The organism is Vibrio sp. RC2502, from assembly GCF_054850435.1.
The window spans coordinates 1,485,174-1,502,936 of the sequence record NZ_CM141453.1 but is presented as its reverse complement, the minus strand read 5'-3'; the positions used below and the strand labels follow the sequence as shown (position 1 = coordinate 1,502,936).

Genomic DNA, 17,763 nt, shown 5'->3' with positions numbered 1-17,763 from the left:
GATCATGAAACGTGTATTGATGTTCGATGCGATTCCAATGCAAGGCGGCTCAAAAATCGCCAATGCAGAGCTACTCAAACAGTGCAATAAGCTCAACGTTGTTGGTTATTTGGTGACAACAAAGCCCGAGCATTGGACGCCACTTTTGGAAGACACGCCGCGTATTCAGATTCTCAACATAAAAGCGGCGCCGTTTTGCTCCACTCACGGCCTTATCTATTGGTTGATGAATGCGTTTTACCTGATTCAACTACTCAAGGTTTGCATGAAGCTACCAAAAATAGATTGGTATTTGGGGCTTTCTTGCCCAAGCAATGACATGCCTTTGTACCTGATGAGATTGTTCAGCCGCAAACCAGTGGTACAAATGATTCACGGACCTGTTGGCGTCGCAAGATCGTCCGGCTACTGCTTAGTAAAAGCCAGCGCTATCTACTATCTGTCAAACACTCGCGAATCCTTGATTAACGCGTTGCAAGCCTATTTAAAAACACCAAAACCTGCGACGGAAAGATATTGGAGCACATTGAACGCCTCCACATTTGTGAACGGCCTTTCTCGCGAACGCTGGCCGAAACAAGCTAATCCAATCTCCAATCGCGTGTTTTGGGCAGCGAGTTTGTTGAAATGGAAAAACGTGGATTTACTGCTGGATGCCCTAACGTTAGAAAACACCACCACCATTCAATCCACCATTTGTTACATCAAACCGAATGTACCAGGCGTTGAATATTCCACTCCGGATTTTAATACCAAAGGGGTCGATTGGTATGAATCTCCAAACAACCTCAACGAATTGCGTGCACAGTGTGGTGTTTTTGTTTCCACCAGCGTGAACGAACCTTTCGGGCTTTCCATTTTAGAAGCACTGGCGTCCGGTATGTGTGTGGTTATCCCTCACGATGATAGCTATTGGGATCGCGTATTGACTCATGGAAAGAACTGCATCAAATACACACCGAATAATGCTGCTTCTCTACACAACGCGATTCGTCTGCTTAATGAGTCACCGTGGATGAAGGTCACAATGGGACTTGAAGCCTTAAATGTCGCACAGCTATACAGCGCGGAACGCTGCTACATGCCAATCGCTCAATATTTATGTTCAGAGCATGCACCAACCAGTCATCACGGTGCCAAAGCGCGAAACAACGTCAAAGGATATGACCATGTCTAAAGCAATGACCAACATATCACTTTTCGCGATTGCGTTAGTGATCAACAAAAGCATCAGCTTACTCATGTTGCCTGTGCTCCCACACTTTTTGACGCCAGAGCAAATGGGCAAACTAGAGCTACTGACCACTTTTGGCGTAGTGACAACCTTGTTGGTCAGCTTTGCTTTGCACGAAGCACTCTATCGTTTTGTCGGCGTTGAGAAAGACGCACAAAAAAGAACCGTTTCTCTCAACCAACTTTATTCATTGTCGGTACTGATCGCCTGCGCGGTGGCTTCGATTCTCCTGTTACTGATTGCGTTGCTCCCTATTCCTGAACCTTTTACGCGCATCGAATTTGCTGTTGTCACGCTTGCCATTGTTCTGGAAGGCAGCATTGCGATTGGCACGGCTTGGCTGCGCACTCAAGATGACAAAGCCAAAACGCTGCTTCAAGTGATGGTGACGACGACTCTACTGCAAGTCACGTTTATCGTCGCGGCGCTTGCGCTGCACCCGCATGTCATCTCGGTGCTGATTGGCGGTCTTATCGCAGCGGTCATGCAATTTGTTTGGTTACACATCATCAACCGTTACACCCTTGCTCTGCCTCAGATTGCCTTAGCCAAGCAGTATTTGAATTACTGCCTACCAGTAATGCTGTCTGCACTTGTCGCGTTTTGTTTGAATGGCGCCGAGCGCTGGTTCATCGGTGCAAATGCTTCGTTGGCGACGTTAGGCATTTATGCGATTGCGGTTAAGTTCGCTGTGGGTATGTGTATTTTGGTGCAGCCATTTGGCATGTGGTGGATGCCACGACGCTTTGCGTACCTGGAAAATGGTCGAGATAGTGAAGCCGTGCGCGTTTCTCATTTAGGGATGATTTATGTTTCTGCGCTCAGCGTGGTTGTAGCGACACTAGCAATGGTCATGATCACGAACTTCTTGCCAGAAACCTACCATGAAGCGGTACTGTACACTCTGTTCTTGCTACCGATTGCGATGCTCAAGGAATGGAGCGAATTGTTAAACATCGCCATTCTTTTCAAACGCAGAACCCGATGGTTGCTTGGTATTAATGTGGTTTCTGCCTTCGTTGCGATTGGGTTGCTGTTTGGTTTGTCTTCTCTCGGTATTTTTGGCGTGTTCATTGCGTTGTACTACGCGCAGCTTTGTAAACTCGGCTTAACTTACGCGGTTGGCCAACAGTGTATGACTCTACCATTCCATTTGAGTTTGATGGTTTTACTGCAAATTATCTCAGGTGTGGCACTGTTCCTGCTTCACTCTTCACAATCGATAGGAATCGCCATCGCAATTTGCATTTTGACATGCAGCCTGCTGGCAGGGCTCGCCGTTCGTTACATGAGTAAAGAAGCCCGCAGCGCATTAAGTCAGCAATTCATTCGATGGCGCGGACAAGTGAAGAGATATTCGATATGAGCCCAACCGATGTGAGAACAAAACAATCCATTGCAGCGCTGACGATCACCGTCGTGATTGCGTTGCTTTGGATCGTGATGCCTCACCCCATTTTGATTGTGGCAGTGTGCTTTGCACCGTTGGCATTGCTATTCGTCCTCAATCAAACCTTTTGGCTCGTGACACTGTTCGTTATCTTTTCCTTTTTCCGTATCCACGAAGCGTTTCCTGCCATTTACAGCTTTAAAATTCCATTGCTTTTATCCCTTGGCGCGTTAGCTGCGCTAGCTTTTCATCTACTGCTAAGTCGTCAACTTACGGCATTCTGGCACCCTTCACTCAAGTGGCTGTGCATTTTCTGGGGCCTGGTTATCATCGGGATTGTGTTCGCCTCTAGCCGAGATATTGCCATCACGGTATTTAAAAATACGTATTGGAAAATCATTGTGATGACCTTGGCGATCACTTGGCTGATCACCAAACCACAGCAGCTCGCTCAAATGTCCAAAGCGATCATCGTCGCCGGCATGTTGATTGGGTTAGTCGCGCTTAACAACGCTGCAAACGGCATTGATTTAGTCGAAGGCACTCGCGTGTCGATTGGGCGTTCCATTGGTTCAGTGCTGGGCGACCCTAACGATTTGGCACTCGTGTTGATGTTTCCTCTCGCCTTTACCGTTAGTCAATTGATGGAAAAGCGCTCGCCAACTCTGTTACGACTCTTCGCGCTTATCACCTGCTTTATCCTGTTTTTCGCAGTGATACAAACACAAAGCCGTGGCGGTTTGTTGGGCTCGCTCTCTGTGTTTGCTTACTTTGCCTTTAAACACATCAAAAGCAAAACCTTGGTTTTGGTTCTTGGGGCGGTTGCGGCTTTAGCCTTATATGCTTTTGCTGGGATTTCGGGGCGTGAATCCGGCGGCGCAGCAGAAGATGGTATCGACGCATCAGCGATGGGTCGTTTGTACGCATGGGAAGCGGCTTTCAAAATGGCACTCCACCACCCGTTTACTGGAGTAGGACTGGATAACTTCTACTTCAACTACTATTTCTACAGCCCACATTGGGATGGCATCAACCACGCGGTGCACAGTACATGGTTTGGCGTGTTAGCGGAAACCGGATTTGTCGGGCTAGCGGTATTCATCACGCTGATCGTCTCGTTGATTCGCACCTCTTTAAAATCCATTTCGCTGCTCACACCCGATTCCGATTACGCACTGACTGTTGGCGCAAACGCGGTATTGAGCGGCCTTATCGGCACCATTGTTTCGGGTACGTTTCTTACTCAAGGCTTTACTTGGCCTATCTACATCCTTGCCGCGCTCACCGTGGTGGTCAGTCGTATCGTTCAATCTGATTGTCAAAATGAGAAATCCTAATCCTTTCATTTTGACAACAATACAACCTGCTGTTTTTAAAAGCTAAAATCCTTGGCACGCATTGTGATTACTCCTTCTATCAGAAACCCAATCTTAAGGACTCAAGGAGAAACACATGACGGATATCGTAGTATTTGGCGAAGACTTCGGCGGCCTACCATCATCAACGCAGCACATCGTTCAGCGACTTGCCACCAACCATCGCATTCTTTGGGTTAATTCCATCGGTTTAAGACAACCAAAACCGACGAGTAAAGACATTCAACGTTTAGTGAGCAAGATTTCCCGCGTTTTCGGCGATACTGGCTCAGATAAGCCAACCATGCATTGTGATGCGGTAGACAACATTTTCACGGTAAATTTGCTGACAATACCGGCTCCCCACTCTGCTTTTTCAAGAAAAGTGGCAGCGAAGATGATGCAGCACCAACTAGAAAAACACTTAAAAGCGTTGAACTTCGACAACCCATTATTTTGGACATCCCTACCAACCGCCGCTGATGTGTGTAATGCCATGAATAAACGCGGGCTGATTTACTACTGCGGAGACGATTTTGGCGCGTTAGCGGGCGTTGATCATCAAACAGTGATGGAGCATGAACGCACGCTGATTGATAGCGCCGATTTTATTCTTGCTGCAAGCGACAAGCTGGCCGCTCGATTTCCGGATAATAAAACCACAACGCTGCCACACGGGGTCGATTTCAGTCTATTTTCAACGCCTGCAGAAAAGGCAAGCGACTTGCCGAACAATGGCCGTAAAATATTGGGTTTTTATGGCAGTTTGTCTGACTGGCTGGACTATCGTTTGATCGACCAAGTCGCCCAACACGCACCGGATTGGGATTTGGTTTTTATTGGACCGAATGAGTTTGCCCACAATCCATTACCACAGCGAGATAACGTTCATTACTTGGGGCCTCGCGCGCATCATTTATTGCCAAGCTATTCCCAACACTGGGACGCAAGTTGGCTACCGTTTGTCGACAACGCACAAATCAAAGCGTGTAACCCGCTCAAACTTTTGGAGTATTTGGCAACGGGCACGCCCGTTATTAGCACGCCATTTCCGGCTCTGATGCCTTACAAACACATGTTACACATCGTCGCCGACGTCGAAGACGTGTGTGCCAGCCTAAGTCACCTGCTGCCACCACCAAACGGCTCTACATCTTATGTCCAACAACAAAGCTGGGAAGCAAGAGCAGACCAAGTTGAGAAATTAGTGAGGGCACTATGAGTGATTTACGAGAAAACATCAGCGTATTACTGCATGGCGCTTGGCGACGTCGCTATATGATTGTCATTCCGATGCTTGTGCTACCTATCCTTGGTTTTGGCGTAAGCAAGCTCGTTCCAACAACGTACGTCGCACACACCAGCATGTTGATTCAAGAAACGGCGAAGATGAACCCGTTTTTGCAAGATATTGCCGTATCAACCATGCTTAAAGACCGTTTAAGTGCGTTGAGTACTTTGCTGAAAAGCCGTCACGTGCTCTACTCTGTCGCAAAAGAGCAAGGGCTGATTGACGATGACATGGGCGCGAAAGAACAAGAGTTCATCATCAAAGATCTCGCTTCGCGCTTGTCTGTTCAACAACTGGGTAAAGACTTTATCCAAATTCAGCTAAGAAGCGGTAAAGCACAAGGAATGGAGTCAATGTTGACGTCGGTGAGTAACCGATTTGTTGAGCAACTGTTGGCCCCTGAACGCTCGTCGATTAAGGATTCCAGTCATTTTTTGACCATCCATATCAATAAGCGAAGAGAAGAACTCGACAAAGCCGAGCACGCTTTTGCCGAGTACAAAAACACCTACTCACACGCAACTCCAGAAATGCAGGCCCAAAGCTTGACCCGCCTAGCCAGCTTAAAGCAAACCTTGGCGGAGAAAGAAGCCGAGCTGGCCGGTGTGACTCGCAGTTTGGGGAGCTTGGACCAACAGCTTTCCAAAACCAACCCCGTCATCGGTAAGATTGAAGAACAAATTATCGAGATCCGAAGCGAGCTTACTCTGCTCCGCGCCAAATACACCGAAGCGCACAGCCTAGTACAAGGAAAATTGCGCGAATTAAAACGCTTAGAGCAAGAACGAACAGTTCTGCTCAGTTCAAAACAGCCAGAGCTGAACAGTAACCAATTGTGGGACATTGCGAGTAACGCCACGGTAAGTAGCCTTGGAGAAGCGCAGCCATTGCTTGTATCTCAACTTCATCAACTGCAAATTATGCGTAGCCGTTTTGAATCACTCACCGAAGAAACCGTCAGTTTGCAAAAGATGATTCAAGAGTTAGAAAGCAATGCCCATCGCTTTGGTAGCACCGCGACAGAAATCAACCGTTTAGCACGTGATGTCGCCGTAAAGCGTGAAATGTACGACGACCTCGTCGAGCGTTACGAAATGGCGCAATTGACAGGATCGCTTGGTGTGTTTGAAGAAAACAAACGCGTGAAGATCATTGATGCGCCATTCACTCCGACAATTCCGTCTAATCTACCAAGTATTGTATTTATCATTCTAGGCTTTATCGGTGGTGCCGGCCTTGGCGTTGGTCTAGCCACCATACTTGAACTGGCAGATAACTCGGTGCGTTCTCGCCGAGCATTAGAAAAACACCTGGGCGTTCCGGTGATCACCACCTTGCCTAAAGTGACGTTCGCCAGTTAACTCTCCTACTCACCATGACGATAAAGCACTCGTTGACCCGAGTGCTTTTTCTTTGCTACGCCACGTTAATTTACCGCATGGTTTTGTCTTTTCATTAATATGAATCTCAAATTGAGAATGTTGACTTCCAGATTTAACATTAACTCCTAACTGATTGTTTTTATTTTAAATAAATAATGGCACGTAGCGTGCAATACGTTGTTCAGAGTAGATACACACTACTGAGGGCGTAAAGATGGAACGCAGAGAAAATAAAAACACCAAACGGAATCATAAAAAAGTGGTGTTGCATGTGGTGCAACACTTGGCACCGGGTGGATTAGAAACGCTAGTGCTGGATATGCTTCGCTTCGCAGAACCTCGTCACGATGTGTTTGTGGTGAGCTTAGAAGGCGCCAAATCCCAATCCTTAGCGAAATGGGCTAAGTTGACCGAATACAAAAGCCAGCTTCATTTTCTCAATAAACAGCCGGGGTTCAGCGTTAAAACCTTAGGCACACTTACGGCGATGATCAAAGGCATGAAGCCAGATGTTGTACACACACATCATATTGGTCCTTTGCTTTACGGTGGCATTGCCTCACGTTTGGCTGGCGTTCCTGTCATCATTCACACCGAACATGATGCCTGGCATTTGAACAATAAAAAAGCTGCGCGCTTACAGTCTGTGCTGCTAAAAGCCGTTCGACCACATGTGGTTGCCGATGCGCACTTTGTTGCGGACCAAATCACAACCAAACTCAACTATCGCGATGTGTGCACCATTCACAACGGTATTGATTGTCAAAAGTTTCAGTGCGGTGATCGCCAAGCTAAAAGAAATCACTTTGGACTACCTGAGGATAAAACCGTAATTGGCGTAGCAGGCCGATTAGAAACCGTGAAAGGACATAAAGTGCTGATAGAGGCCTTCTCTCACCTTGAATCTCATACCCACCTTGCGATTGCAGGTGACGGTAGCCAACGCGAGCAACTTGAACATTTGGTACGCACACTCAAACTTGAGCAACGCGTCACCTTTCTCGGTTTAGTCGACGACATGCCAAGCTTCTACCAAAGCTTAGACTTGTTTTGTTTACCGTCTCTGCAAGAAGGGTTTCCGCTTTCAACACTCGAAGCGCAAGCGTGTGACATCCCTTGCGTCGCGACGGATGTTGGCGGCGTGAAAGAAACACTGTGCCCGAAAAGCAGCGCTTTGGTAGAACCTAACCGCGTATTTTCACTCGCGGAGGCTCTATCTAAACAATTGGATTCAAACATCCATTCGCCTCGAGCTTACATTCTTCAACATTTCGATATTCGTGACATGGTTGGTCGCTACACTCGTTTGGCTAAGGAGTCGACTTATGAATGATCTCATTTGGATTGCTGGTTTTGGTTTGTCTGCGTTTTTGATCATCTACCATCATGTGGGTTATCCGTTACTGCTGAAATGGCTGCCACTCAAACCAAAATCTAACGACGAAGGCGAACACTTTGCAGAGCGTCATTACAAAGCCTCGGCCAGTGATAACAAACTTCCTTCCGTGACCATCATCATCCCCGCTTACAACGAAGAGCAGTGGATTGCTGAGAAAATTCGCAACTTGGCGAGTTTGGACTACCCAAGGGATAAGCTGAAAGTGGTAATCGCGTGTGATGGTTGTACCGATAAAACTGCAGAAATCGCACAAGATACCATCCAAGAAGCGATTTGCTCTGATACCTTGTTTATTGTGAACGACCACTCTATCAATCGTGGCAAAGTCGCGTTGATTAATGAAGAGATGAAACACGTCACGTCCGACATCACGGCGCTGAGTGATACATCTGCTCTGGTTTCTTGCGACTCTCTCCTTTTGGCAAGTCAGCATTATCAAAATGAGAAAGTGGGCGTCGTTAATGCGACATACCAAATTATGCGCACTAGCAATCAAGGCGAAGCCGCTTACTGGCAATACCAGTCTCGCGTTAAACACCAAGAATCCTTACTTGGTTCAACGATTGGTTCTCACGGCGCGTTTTACACGTTCAGGACTAAGCTGTTTGAGCCACTCGAAGCTGGCACCATCAATGACGATTTCATTCTCCCTATGAGAATCGTTTTGCGAGGCTTCACTTCGGTTTACGAACCTAAGATGCTCGCGCTCGAACTGGAACAAAGCTCAGACGAAGCGGACTTCAAGCGCCGCCTACGAATCTCAGCCGGAAACATGCAGCAGCTGATGCAATTGAAAAAATTGTTGCTGCCTCGCTATCGTGGCACCGCCTTTGCATTTCTATCAGGAAAGGTTCTGCGTTTAGCAACGCCGTATTTGATGATTGTGTGCTTAGTGTGCTCATTGTTACTTGCTCAACATCCGGTGTTTCTATTGTTGCTGTTGGCGCAGGTTGGCATTTACGGCATTGCGTTAATGACTTATCTGATACCAGCCCTTAACACAGTGAAACCTTTCAAACTGATTAGCTATATCGTCGTTGGCCATATCGCAAACTTTGTCGGCGGTATGAAGTACCTACTAGGCATGGAAAACGGACGTTGGAAACGCGTCAACCAATAAGGAAAACATCATGAAAAATTCACGTTACGACTCAAATGTATGCCACGCGAAAAGAACGTTTGATGTACTGGTTGCGCTGTTGATTCTGCTAGTAACCGCACCACTGTTTCCGTTCATTGCTCTTGCCATCAAGGTCAGCTCAAAAGGCCCAGTGATTTATCGTCAACTGCGTGTTGGTCGCTGCACACCCGAGAAGATGGATCTGTTTCAAATCATGAAGTTTCGCACGATGTACATCGATGCAGAACAACGCTCAGGTGCGGTTTGGGCAACCGAAAATGATCCACGCATTACCCCGGTCGGCCGATTTTTACGTAAGACTCGTCTCGATGAGTTACCGCAGCTATTCAATGTATTGAAAGGTGAAATGTCTATGATTGGCCCTCGCCCTGAGCGACCTGCCTTTTATCAAAAGTTGGAAGATGAAATTCCATATTTTGTAGAGCGTACATACGGCGTACTGCCAGGTATTACAGGCTTGGCGCAAGTAAACCAAGGTTACGATGCTTGCATTGAAGACGTGAGAAGAAAAGTTGGTTTTGACCACAGCTATGCACTAAGCCTTGGGTCGTTTTACTCGTGGATCACGATGGATCTTTCTATCATGAGCAAAACGCTTATCGTAATGATTGATGGACGCGGCCAGTAATGCTTCGAGTCTATTTTGCTACTCTTGCCACTGGCGACGCATCTTCTCGATTGTCGCTGGTGGCACATTGTGAATGCTCTGATATTCGCCCGAACACACCATCACTTCCACCTCGATAGATTTCTTTCGGCAGTAATCTAAATACCGCTTCATTTCCCAATGTCGTACAAAGGTATTACTCACAATCACGATTTTCCCTTTGTTCAACCATTTTCGCGTTTGTTCAAAACACCATTCGTGCGCTTGCGGAAGCAAAGACGGATTGAAGTGGTACTCGCCTTTCTCATTCTCAAAATACATGTCGGCTTCGAAATGCTTCGCATCGAAATCTCTCACCAATTGTTTCGCCAAGGTTGTTTTTCCTGAGCCAGGAAGGCCACGAATGAGAATAAGTTTAGCAAGCGACATAATGCAGTTGAGTGATGAAAAAGAAGCCCAAACTGTAACGGAATTTCTTAAAAAGAAAAGCAGAAATAAAAATGCCGAGCAATGAATGCTCGGCATTGAGTATTAGTTTATCAACATCGATTAGCGGTAAGCGGAAAGTTCGGTACGTAAACCTTTCACCAAACTCACACACATCAACAGCAGAACAAAGGTAAATGGCAAGCCGGTCGCAACCACACCAGACTGTAGCGCTTGTAAGGCTTCTTTACCGCCAACCCAGAGCATAACGGCGGCAATTGAACCCTCGATACACGCCCAGAAAATTCGCTGTGGAACGGGAGCATCAATCTTACCGCCCGCAGTGATACTGTCGATAACCAATGAACCGGAGTCAGATGAGGTGATAAAGAACACCAAAATCAAAACAATCGACAGAATAGAAATCACTGAGCTGTATGGTAATACATCGTAAACATGGAATAGTGTCAGTGAAATATCCGTTAAACCATTCGCACCCAATTCACCAACTTTGTTCACGACCTGATCAAGCGCAATACCACCAAATACTGACATCCAAACCAATGTTACCAACGTCGGAATCACGATGACTGCGAACAAAAATTCTCGAACGGTACGGCCTTTCGATACGCGAGCGATAAACATACCCACAAACGGAGACCAAGATACCCACCACGCCCAGTAGAACACTGTCCAACCGTGCATCCACGTTTCGTCTTCACGACCATGCGGGTTACTCAACGGAATGATGTTTTGGATGTATGCCATTGTCGTGTCGACTAATGAACCCATCGCAGTATCAAAGGTAATGAACGTAATAAAAATAAGCAGAGCAAACGCAACGATCATATTGACGTTACTTAGGAGTTTGACACCACCGTCAATACCACGAACAACAGAAAGCACAGCAATAAAGGTTACAAACGCAATCACCACCATTTGTGTACCGATGCCGCCGTTTAAACCAAATACATGGTTAATACCACTGGTTGCCTGCTGAGCACCCAAACCAAGAGAAGTAGCAAGACCGAACAACGTCGAAAGTACAGCAAGGATATCGATAACGTGGCCTAACCAGCCCCATGCACGGTCACCAAAAATTGGGTAAAACGCCGCACGCAATGAAAGTGGTAAACCTTTATTAAAGGCGAAAAAAGCAAGCGCCAACGCAACAAGGGCGTAAATACTCCAACCGTGAACACCCCAATGGAACATGGTCGCGCCCATCGCGAGTGATTTGGCATCGGCTGAATACGCTTCTGCGTTTAGCGGCGTGCCCCACCAATCCGTGAAATAGGCCGTTGGCTCAGCCACACTCCAAAAGAGAAGACCAATACCCATACCTGCAGCAAACAGCATTGATAACCATGAAACGGTTGAATGATCCGGCATCGCCTCTTTACCGCCTAAACGAATCTTACCTAATGGCGAGAAAAGCAGAGCAACAGCGAACAATAAGAAGAAATTGGTAGACCACATAAAGAATGCATCAAACTGTTCAATAATTCCGTTTTTGATCCCGTTTAATGCGTCGCGAGCGGTAACTGGCTCGACAAGAAGAAGTGAAATAAGACAGAAAACAACGAGACCAGCACTGATGCCGAATACGGGATTGTGTATATCGAAGCCCCATTTTTGAACGTTGTCTTGGCCAACCTGATAGTCTGTTGTGTCGATACTATATTTTTTAAATGCATTATCCATAAATACAAATTTAACGTAATTTGAAACGCTTCTCAGGGGAGAAGAACTCCAACACCGCCCTCCATTAATTTGAACTCTAAACTTTAAAAACGAAGCGAATTTTATCACCAATCACAAATTTATGCAAAAATGACACTTTTATTGCATATTTACAGCAAATAAACACCAAACGAGCGTCTTCAACTCACAAGAATAAGCTACGACATCTAACTATTTTTCGAAATTGGAATACACAGAGGAAAACCGTCAATCAACAAGGTCAAACGGTATTCAGTACAAAAGAAATGGCCTCGCACATAAGGGCGAGACCATTTTGAGGTTGGTGGAGTTTTTCAACCAACTGTGAAGAGTGAGTTGGATAAAGAAGATCGGGAAGTTTGCGGTTTACAAGAAATGGAAAGTCACGTTGCCCGTAAAGCTGCTTAGGTTATCGCTGTCCCCATTGATATCCACGCCAAATGATTGGTAACTTGCACCAACAGAGATATTGTCTAACAAGAAATATTCTGCGCCGACACCATACATGTAAGACACGCCATCATCGTTGCTGACCGAGCTTAATCCGCCATTGTAATCGACATTGAATGCATTAATGCCGCCTTTGGCATACACATGTAGCGGACCAAAATCGATGCTTGGTTTCGCCGCTAAATAGAACGAAGTGAAATCCGCATCCCCTTTGTTGCCACCGAAAGACAAGTCGACTTTACCGTGGTTGAAATAGCCGACTTCGATACCGATTAATGGCAGAATCCCCGTTCCGACATGCACGCCATACGTTGTGTCGTTTTCGCCATCAATATCTGATTGACCAATTTGGCCGCCTGCATAAATCCATGAGTCAGCAAGCACTGATGTTGAACACAACGCTAAAGCCAATAACGAGAGTTTTGTTTTCATAGTTATACCTTCCTGTTCGATTCCTGAACGGAACATTACGCATACATGCGCACCTACTCATCACTATATATTGGAAGGTATGGCGAATTTAAGATCAAAAAGTGAATAATTTATGTTCAGATTTTGTTTGTGTGATATCAATTCAGGTGAATAGTAGAATTAAGAGCAGTTAGGATTATCAATAGACAAAAAAACACCGGCGCAATGCCGGTGTTCAGAATTTGCATCATCTTGAACGGATGATTATAGGAAGTGCAATGTCGCGTTAACAGAGAACGTACCGATGTCGTCTTTGCCCGCAGTGTAGTTCATGTAGCTAGCACCAACAGACATTGGACCAAAAATGAAGTACTCAGCGCCTACACCGTACATTAGATCGAAATCATCATCGTCTTTGCCGCCTTTTACTTTCTTATCCCACTGGTGGATACCACCTTTCGCGTAAACGTGCAGTGGGCCAAAATCGATGCTTGGCTTAAGTGCAGCGTAGTAAGAAGTCAGCTTAGTATCTTGGCCGTTTACGTTGAACTCACCGTGTTGAGTTACACCCGCTTCAATACCGATGATAGGTAGAATACCTGTACCTACGTGCACAGAGTAAGACGTATCTGTCTCGCCTTTGTAGTCAGATTGACCAACAGTTGCACCGCCGTAAATCCAAGAATCTGCCATTGCCGCAGAAGATGCGCCAAGTAGCGCCACTGCTAATAGAGTTTTTTTCATCATCTACCTTTACTCTTTATTATTCCCCACGTCTTGCAAATCAGACGTTGGTACTACAAATACAAGGGAGGCGAACCATTGCCTCCCGAGAACTAAAAACAACACGTGACAAGTTACTAGCAATTACTGTACCAGTAACTTTTTCATCGTTTACAACAAACCACAGCGCCATTTTACTTGTTGATTAACAAGCATCAATCGCGTTTTTGATTCGTTTATCAGAAACCGGATATGGAGTGCCTAATTGTTGAGCAAAGTAGCTCACTCGAAGCTCCTCAATCATCCAGCGGATTTCTTTCACATTTTCTGGAATCACCATCCCTTTCGGGATCTTATTCAGCAACTCTTTGTAATCCTTGGTGACAGATTCCACTTTAAGCATGTGCAAACGGTCTTTGTTCGGATCGATCGGCAATTTCTCCATGCGGCGCTCAATTGCACGCATGTAGCGAAGAATATCAGGCAGACGTTTCCAGCCACATTCCGTTGCAAAGCCTTTAAAAATCAAGCTTTCGATTTGCGCTTTGATGTCCGACAACGCAAACGCCATGGTGAAATCAATCTTGCCTTTCAGCTTTTTGTTGATGTTGAAAGCCGTCGTCAGAATGGTTTCTACCTGTTTGGCAATTTCCACCACGGTATCACCCAGTTCAGCGCGAACGTGTTCTTTCAACGCTTCAAACTTCTCAGGTTCCCAAACCAAGCCGCCCTGCTCTTCAATAAGCTTATCGACACCACAGGCAATACAGTCATCAATCAGATCAAGCACTTTGCCGTAAGGGTTAAAGTACAGACCCAGCTTCGATTTGTTCGGCAAGTTTGCGTGCAAATATTTAATTGGCGACGGTACGTTCAACAAAATTAAGCGACGCTGACCAGCGCGCATTGCGGTGATCTGCTCAAATTCAGTTTCGTAGAGTTTGATTTCAACGCTGTCTTTAGTATCAACAAGCGCCGGATACGCTTTTACATCGTAGCCGCCACGTTTTTGTTGATACACTTTCGGCAGTTCGCCAAAGCTCCACGTATGCAGGCCTTGTTGTTCGATATCGTCATCCGCGACTTTGGAAAGCGTTTCTTGAACCTTGTCTTTCAAGCTTTCTTTCAGTTCATGAAGATCTTTGTTTTCCTTCAACTTGCGATTTCGGTGATCAACTGCGCGGAACGTGACTTTCAAGTGTTCAGGCACCTGTTCTAAGTTCCAATCTTCACGCAGCACTTCTACGCCCGTCATACGACGCAGTTCTTTTTCTAGCGAGTCCAGCAGAGGCGCTTCCATTGGTGTTACGCGTGCTAAAAACGCATCCGCATAGTTCGGTGCAGGCACAAAGTTCTTACGAATTGTCTTCGGCAGAGACTTAATCAAACTCACCACAAGCTCATGGCGTAAACCCGGGATCTGCCAGTCAAAACCTGCTGGTTCGACTTGGTTTAAAATTGGCAATGGCAAGTGTACGGTTACACCGTCACTATCATCACCCGGTTCAAACTGGTAACTCAACTTGAGCTTCAAACCATTCTGATGCCAGAAGTTCGGGTAATCCAAATCGGTGACATGACTAGCATCACCCTTGAACAGCATCTCTTTTTCAAAGTTCAGCAGTTCCGGGTTTTCTTTCGATGCCTTTTTCCACCATGTATCGAAATGCTTACCAGACACCACTTCGGTACCAACGCGTTGGTCATAAAAATCAAACAGCTCATCATCATCCACCAAGATGTCACGACGACGAGATTTGTGTTCAAGCTCTTCCACTTCTTGCAAAAGCTTACGGTTTTGCTTGAAGAACGCGTGTTTGGTTTCCCACTCACCTTCAACCAATGCACTACGAATGAAGATTTCGCGGCTAACGGTAGGATCGATACTGCCGTAGTTCACCAAACGTTTCGGTACGATTGGCACGCCGTAAAGCATGACTTTTTCGTGCGCCATCACCGCCGCACGTTTCTTCGACCAATGCGGTTCGCTGTAACTGCGCTTGATAAGGTGCTTGGCTAATGGCTCGATCCACTCCGGTTGAATCTTGGCAATGATGCGACCCCAAAGTTTCGAGGTTTCCACCAGCTCAGCCGACATGATCCACTTAGGTTGCTTCTTGAACAGCCCCGATGCCGGGAAGATATGAAAACGAGCGTTACGCGCGCCTTGGTATTCATTCTTCTCTTGGTCTTTCATACCAATGTGCGACAACAAACCAACCAGAATCGCACTGTGTACGCCATGGTAAGACGCAGGCTCATCGTTAAGTTTGAATTCCATTTCACGCATCGACTGGTGAATCTGGAAGTACACATCTTGCCACTCACGTACGCGCAAGTAGTTCAAGTAATCTTGCTTACATTGTTTGCGGAATTGGTTGCCCGTCAACGCTTTCTGCTGCTTCTGGATGTAATCCCACAAGTTCACAAATGTCAGGAAATCCGACTCTTCATGGAAGAAACGACGATGTTTATCATCTGACGATTGTTGTTTGTCTGAAGGGCGCTCACGCGGATCTTGAATCGACAATGCCGCTGCGATGATCATCACTTCTTTTAGTGCACCATATTTTGGCGCTTCCAAAACCATACGTGCGAGACGCGGGTCGATAGGCAAGCGAGCCAATTGGCGACCAATGCTGGTTAAGCGTTTTTTCGCGTCCTTCGCTTCGGCGTTAATCGCACCAAGCTCTTCCAACAAGCGAACACCGTCTTGGATGTTGCGTTTATCCGGCGCTTCTACAAATGGAAACGCTTGAATGTCGCCCAAGCCAAGTGCCGTCATCTGCAAGATAACCGACGCTAGATTGGTACGCAGAATCTCTGGGTCGGTAAACTCTGGGCGTGACTCAAAATCTTCCTCTGAGTACAGACGGATACAGATACCCTCTTCCACACGGCCACAACGACCTTTACGTTGGTTCGCACTCGCCTGAGAAATTGGCTCGATTGGAAGGCGTTGTACTTTAGTACGGTAACTGTAACGGCTAATACGCGCCGTACCCGGATCGATCACGTATTTGATGCCCGGAACCGTCAACGAGGTTTCTGCTACGTTGGTTGCCAGTACAATTCGACGACCAGCATGCGGTTGGAAGATTTTGTTCTGTTCACCCGCCGACAAGCGCGCGTAAAGCGGCACAATTTCCGTGCTCTTCAGGTTGCGTTTAGAGAGTGCATCCGCGGTATCACGGATTTCACGCTCACCGTTCATGAAGATCAGGATGTCACCTAAACCTTCATCACACAGTTCGTCTACCGCTTCGAAAATACCTTCAAGCTGGTCACGATCGTTGTCGTCATCACCACTTAGTGGGCGGTAACGCGTTTCTACTGGGTAAGTACGACCTGACACTTCAATAATTGGTGCATTGTTGAAGTGTTTTGAAAAACGCTCTGGGTCGATGGTTGCCGACGTGATGATCACTTTCAAATCAGGACGACGTGGTAGCAACTCTTTCAAGTAACCCAAGATGAAATCGATGTTAAGGCTGCGCTCGTGCGCTTCATCGATAATGATGGTGTCGTATTGATTCAAGAAACGGTCGTGTTGAATCTCAGCCAGTAAGATACCGTCTGTCATCAATTTGATTTGGGTGTTTTCAGAGATCTGGTCGTTGAATCGAACCTTGTAACCAACAAACTCACCCAGTTTGGTTTCCATCTCTTCGGCAATACGGTTCGCAACCGAACGCGCCGCAAGACGACGAGGCTGCGTATGACCAATCAGACCGAACTTACCGCGACCAAGCTCAGCACAGATTTTTGGTAGCTGAGTGGTTTTACCTGAGCCGGTTTCACCCGCAACGATAACCACTTGGTTTTCTTCGATCGCTTTCGCAATGTCGTCGCGTTTTTGGCTGACTGGCAGGATTTCTGGGTATTCAATCGTTGGCTTGTAGTTGCTGCGTTGTTCTGCAACCATCATCGATTTAGCAATGTCTAATGCGATTTCATCAAACACAGCGTTACGCGCTGCGTCCTTCTTAATTTTGCTTGCACCAGAGATTCTTTTACTCAAACGAAAACGGTCGCGCATCATGCACTGATTCAGTGCTTTACGCAGAGATGCCGCGCTGTTCACTTGAGCCTGAGGTGTTTGAGCTTGTTTCGCTGTCGCCTTTTGCGCACCATTTGACGGTGTCACTTGCTCTTCAGCGGGGGTCTTTTTTGGGGGCTGTGACGAAGTCAAAGCGTTTCCTATTCTTTTCATTACAAAAACTGCGCGGATT

The 17,763-nt window shown here is 46.5% G+C and carries 13 protein-coding genes; 8 read left to right on the top strand and 5 right to left on the bottom strand.

The annotated features are described in order from the left end of the window. The first annotated feature begins 4 nt into the window (after positions 1 to 4). The 8 genes from ACYJZR_RS07145 (at position 5) to ACYJZR_RS07110 (ending at position 9,820) form a co-directional block, all read left to right on the top strand. Positions 5 to 1,177: a glycosyltransferase family 4 protein gene (locus tag ACYJZR_RS07145; protein ID WP_005483470.1), complete on the top strand. Its 1,173-nt coding sequence runs from the start codon at positions 5 to 7 to the stop codon at positions 1,175 to 1,177. Beyond that, entirely contained in the window at positions 1,170 to 2,600 is a 1,431-nt protein-coding gene (locus ACYJZR_RS07140; RefSeq protein WP_406966335.1) for a lipopolysaccharide biosynthesis protein, read from the top strand. The genes ACYJZR_RS07145 and ACYJZR_RS07140 overlap by 8 nt, the downstream gene beginning before the upstream one ends. Then, on the top strand, positions 2,597 to 3,961 hold the full coding sequence (locus tag ACYJZR_RS07135) for an O-antigen ligase family protein (protein WP_005454946.1): 1,365 nt from the start codon (positions 2,597 to 2,599) through the stop codon (positions 3,959 to 3,961). Before ACYJZR_RS07140 ends, ACYJZR_RS07135 begins: the two co-directional genes overlap by 4 nt. A 115-nt stretch (positions 3,962 to 4,076) precedes the next feature. After that, positions 4,077 to 5,201 (top strand): glycosyltransferase, encoded by a 1,125-nt coding sequence (locus ACYJZR_RS07130; RefSeq protein WP_031380940.1) that lies wholly within the window; start codon positions 4,077 to 4,079, stop codon positions 5,199 to 5,201. Next, a complete protein-coding gene (locus tag ACYJZR_RS07125; protein ID WP_005455029.1) occupies positions 5,198 to 6,631 on the top strand; it encodes a GumC family protein in 1,434 nt (477 codons plus the stop codon). Before ACYJZR_RS07130 ends, ACYJZR_RS07125 begins: the two co-directional genes overlap by 4 nt. Before the next feature lie 235 nt (positions 6,632 to 6,866). Next, positions 6,867 to 7,985, top strand: coding sequence for a glycosyltransferase (locus ACYJZR_RS07120; protein ID WP_193276054.1), 1,119 nt, complete (start codon positions 6,867 to 6,869; stop codon positions 7,983 to 7,985). Then, positions 7,978 to 9,171 carry a glycosyltransferase family 2 protein gene (locus ACYJZR_RS07115; RefSeq protein WP_015296707.1) on the top strand — a complete coding sequence of 398 codons (1,194 nt, stop codon included), beginning with the start codon at positions 7,978 to 7,980 and terminating at the stop codon, positions 9,169 to 9,171. Before ACYJZR_RS07120 ends, ACYJZR_RS07115 begins: the two co-directional genes overlap by 8 nt. A gap of 10 nt (positions 9,172 to 9,181) precedes the next feature. Then, the gene (locus ACYJZR_RS07110) at positions 9,182 to 9,820 is read left to right on the top strand and encodes a sugar transferase (RefSeq protein ID WP_005495117.1); all 639 of its coding nucleotides are present in this window, start codon (positions 9,182 to 9,184) and stop codon (positions 9,818 to 9,820) included. An 18-nt stretch (positions 9,821 to 9,838) separates the two neighbouring features. On the opposite strand, the gene ACYJZR_RS07105 is transcribed toward ACYJZR_RS07110, so the two are convergent. From ACYJZR_RS07105 to hrpA, 5 genes are all read right to left on the bottom strand, one after another. Beyond that, a complete protein-coding gene (locus tag ACYJZR_RS07105) occupies positions 9,839 to 10,228 on the bottom strand; it encodes an ATP-binding protein (protein ID WP_100662288.1) in 390 nt (129 codons plus the stop codon). Between the two features lie 120 nt (positions 10,229 to 10,348). Beyond that, complete coding sequence (locus tag ACYJZR_RS07100; RefSeq protein WP_069540361.1) at positions 10,349 to 11,929, bottom strand: BCCT family transporter; 1,581 nt, start codon at positions 11,927 to 11,929, stop codon at positions 10,349 to 10,351. 384 nt (positions 11,930 to 12,313) lie between these two features. After that, positions 12,314 to 12,829 carry an outer membrane beta-barrel protein gene (locus ACYJZR_RS07095; RefSeq protein WP_140078703.1) on the bottom strand — a complete coding sequence of 172 codons (516 nt, stop codon included), beginning with the start codon at positions 12,827 to 12,829 and terminating at the stop codon, positions 12,314 to 12,316. Between the two features lie 243 nt (positions 12,830 to 13,072). Further along, on the bottom strand, positions 13,073 to 13,552 hold the full coding sequence (locus ACYJZR_RS07090) for an outer membrane beta-barrel protein (protein ID WP_005483427.1): 480 nt from the start codon (positions 13,550 to 13,552) through the stop codon (positions 13,073 to 13,075). Between the two features lie 184 nt (positions 13,553 to 13,736). Continuing rightward, complete coding sequence (gene hrpA / locus ACYJZR_RS07085; protein ID WP_025636356.1) at positions 13,737 to 17,723, bottom strand: ATP-dependent RNA helicase HrpA; 3,987 nt, start codon at positions 17,721 to 17,723, stop codon at positions 13,737 to 13,739. Positions 17,724 to 17,763 lie beyond the last annotated feature (40 nt).

Excerpts from the sequence above, each read along its gene's own strand:
- ACYJZR_RS07145 (WP_005483470.1), top strand. The coding sequence starts at position 5 with ATGAAACGTGTATTGATGTTCGATGCGATTCCAATGCAAGGCGGCTCA.
- ACYJZR_RS07140 (WP_406966335.1), top strand. The coding sequence starts at position 1,170 with ATGTCTAAAGCAATGACCAACATATCACTTTTCGCGATTGCGTTAGTG.
- ACYJZR_RS07135 (WP_005454946.1), top strand. The coding sequence starts at position 2,597 with ATGAGCCCAACCGATGTGAGAACAAAACAATCCATTGCAGCGCTGACG.
- ACYJZR_RS07130 (WP_031380940.1), top strand. The coding sequence starts at position 4,077 with ATGACGGATATCGTAGTATTTGGCGAAGACTTCGGCGGCCTACCATCA.
- ACYJZR_RS07125 (WP_005455029.1), top strand. The coding sequence starts at position 5,198 with ATGAGTGATTTACGAGAAAACATCAGCGTATTACTGCATGGCGCTTGG.
- ACYJZR_RS07120 (WP_193276054.1), top strand. The coding sequence starts at position 6,867 with ATGGAACGCAGAGAAAATAAAAACACCAAACGGAATCATAAAAAAGTG.
- ACYJZR_RS07115 (WP_015296707.1), top strand. The coding sequence starts at position 7,978 with ATGAATGATCTCATTTGGATTGCTGGTTTTGGTTTGTCTGCGTTTTTG.
- ACYJZR_RS07110 (WP_005495117.1), top strand. The coding sequence starts at position 9,182 with ATGAAAAATTCACGTTACGACTCAAATGTATGCCACGCGAAAAGAACG.
- ACYJZR_RS07105 (WP_100662288.1), bottom strand. The coding sequence starts at position 10,228 with ATGTCGCTTGCTAAACTTATTCTCATTCGTGGCCTTCCTGGCTCAGGA.
- ACYJZR_RS07100 (WP_069540361.1), bottom strand. The coding sequence starts at position 11,929 with ATGGATAATGCATTTAAAAAATATAGTATCGACACAACAGACTATCAG.
- ACYJZR_RS07095 (WP_140078703.1), bottom strand. The coding sequence starts at position 12,829 with ATGAAAACAAAACTCTCGTTATTGGCTTTAGCGTTGTGTTCAACATCA.
- ACYJZR_RS07090 (WP_005483427.1), bottom strand. The coding sequence starts at position 13,552 with ATGAAAAAAACTCTATTAGCAGTGGCGCTACTTGGCGCATCTTCTGCG.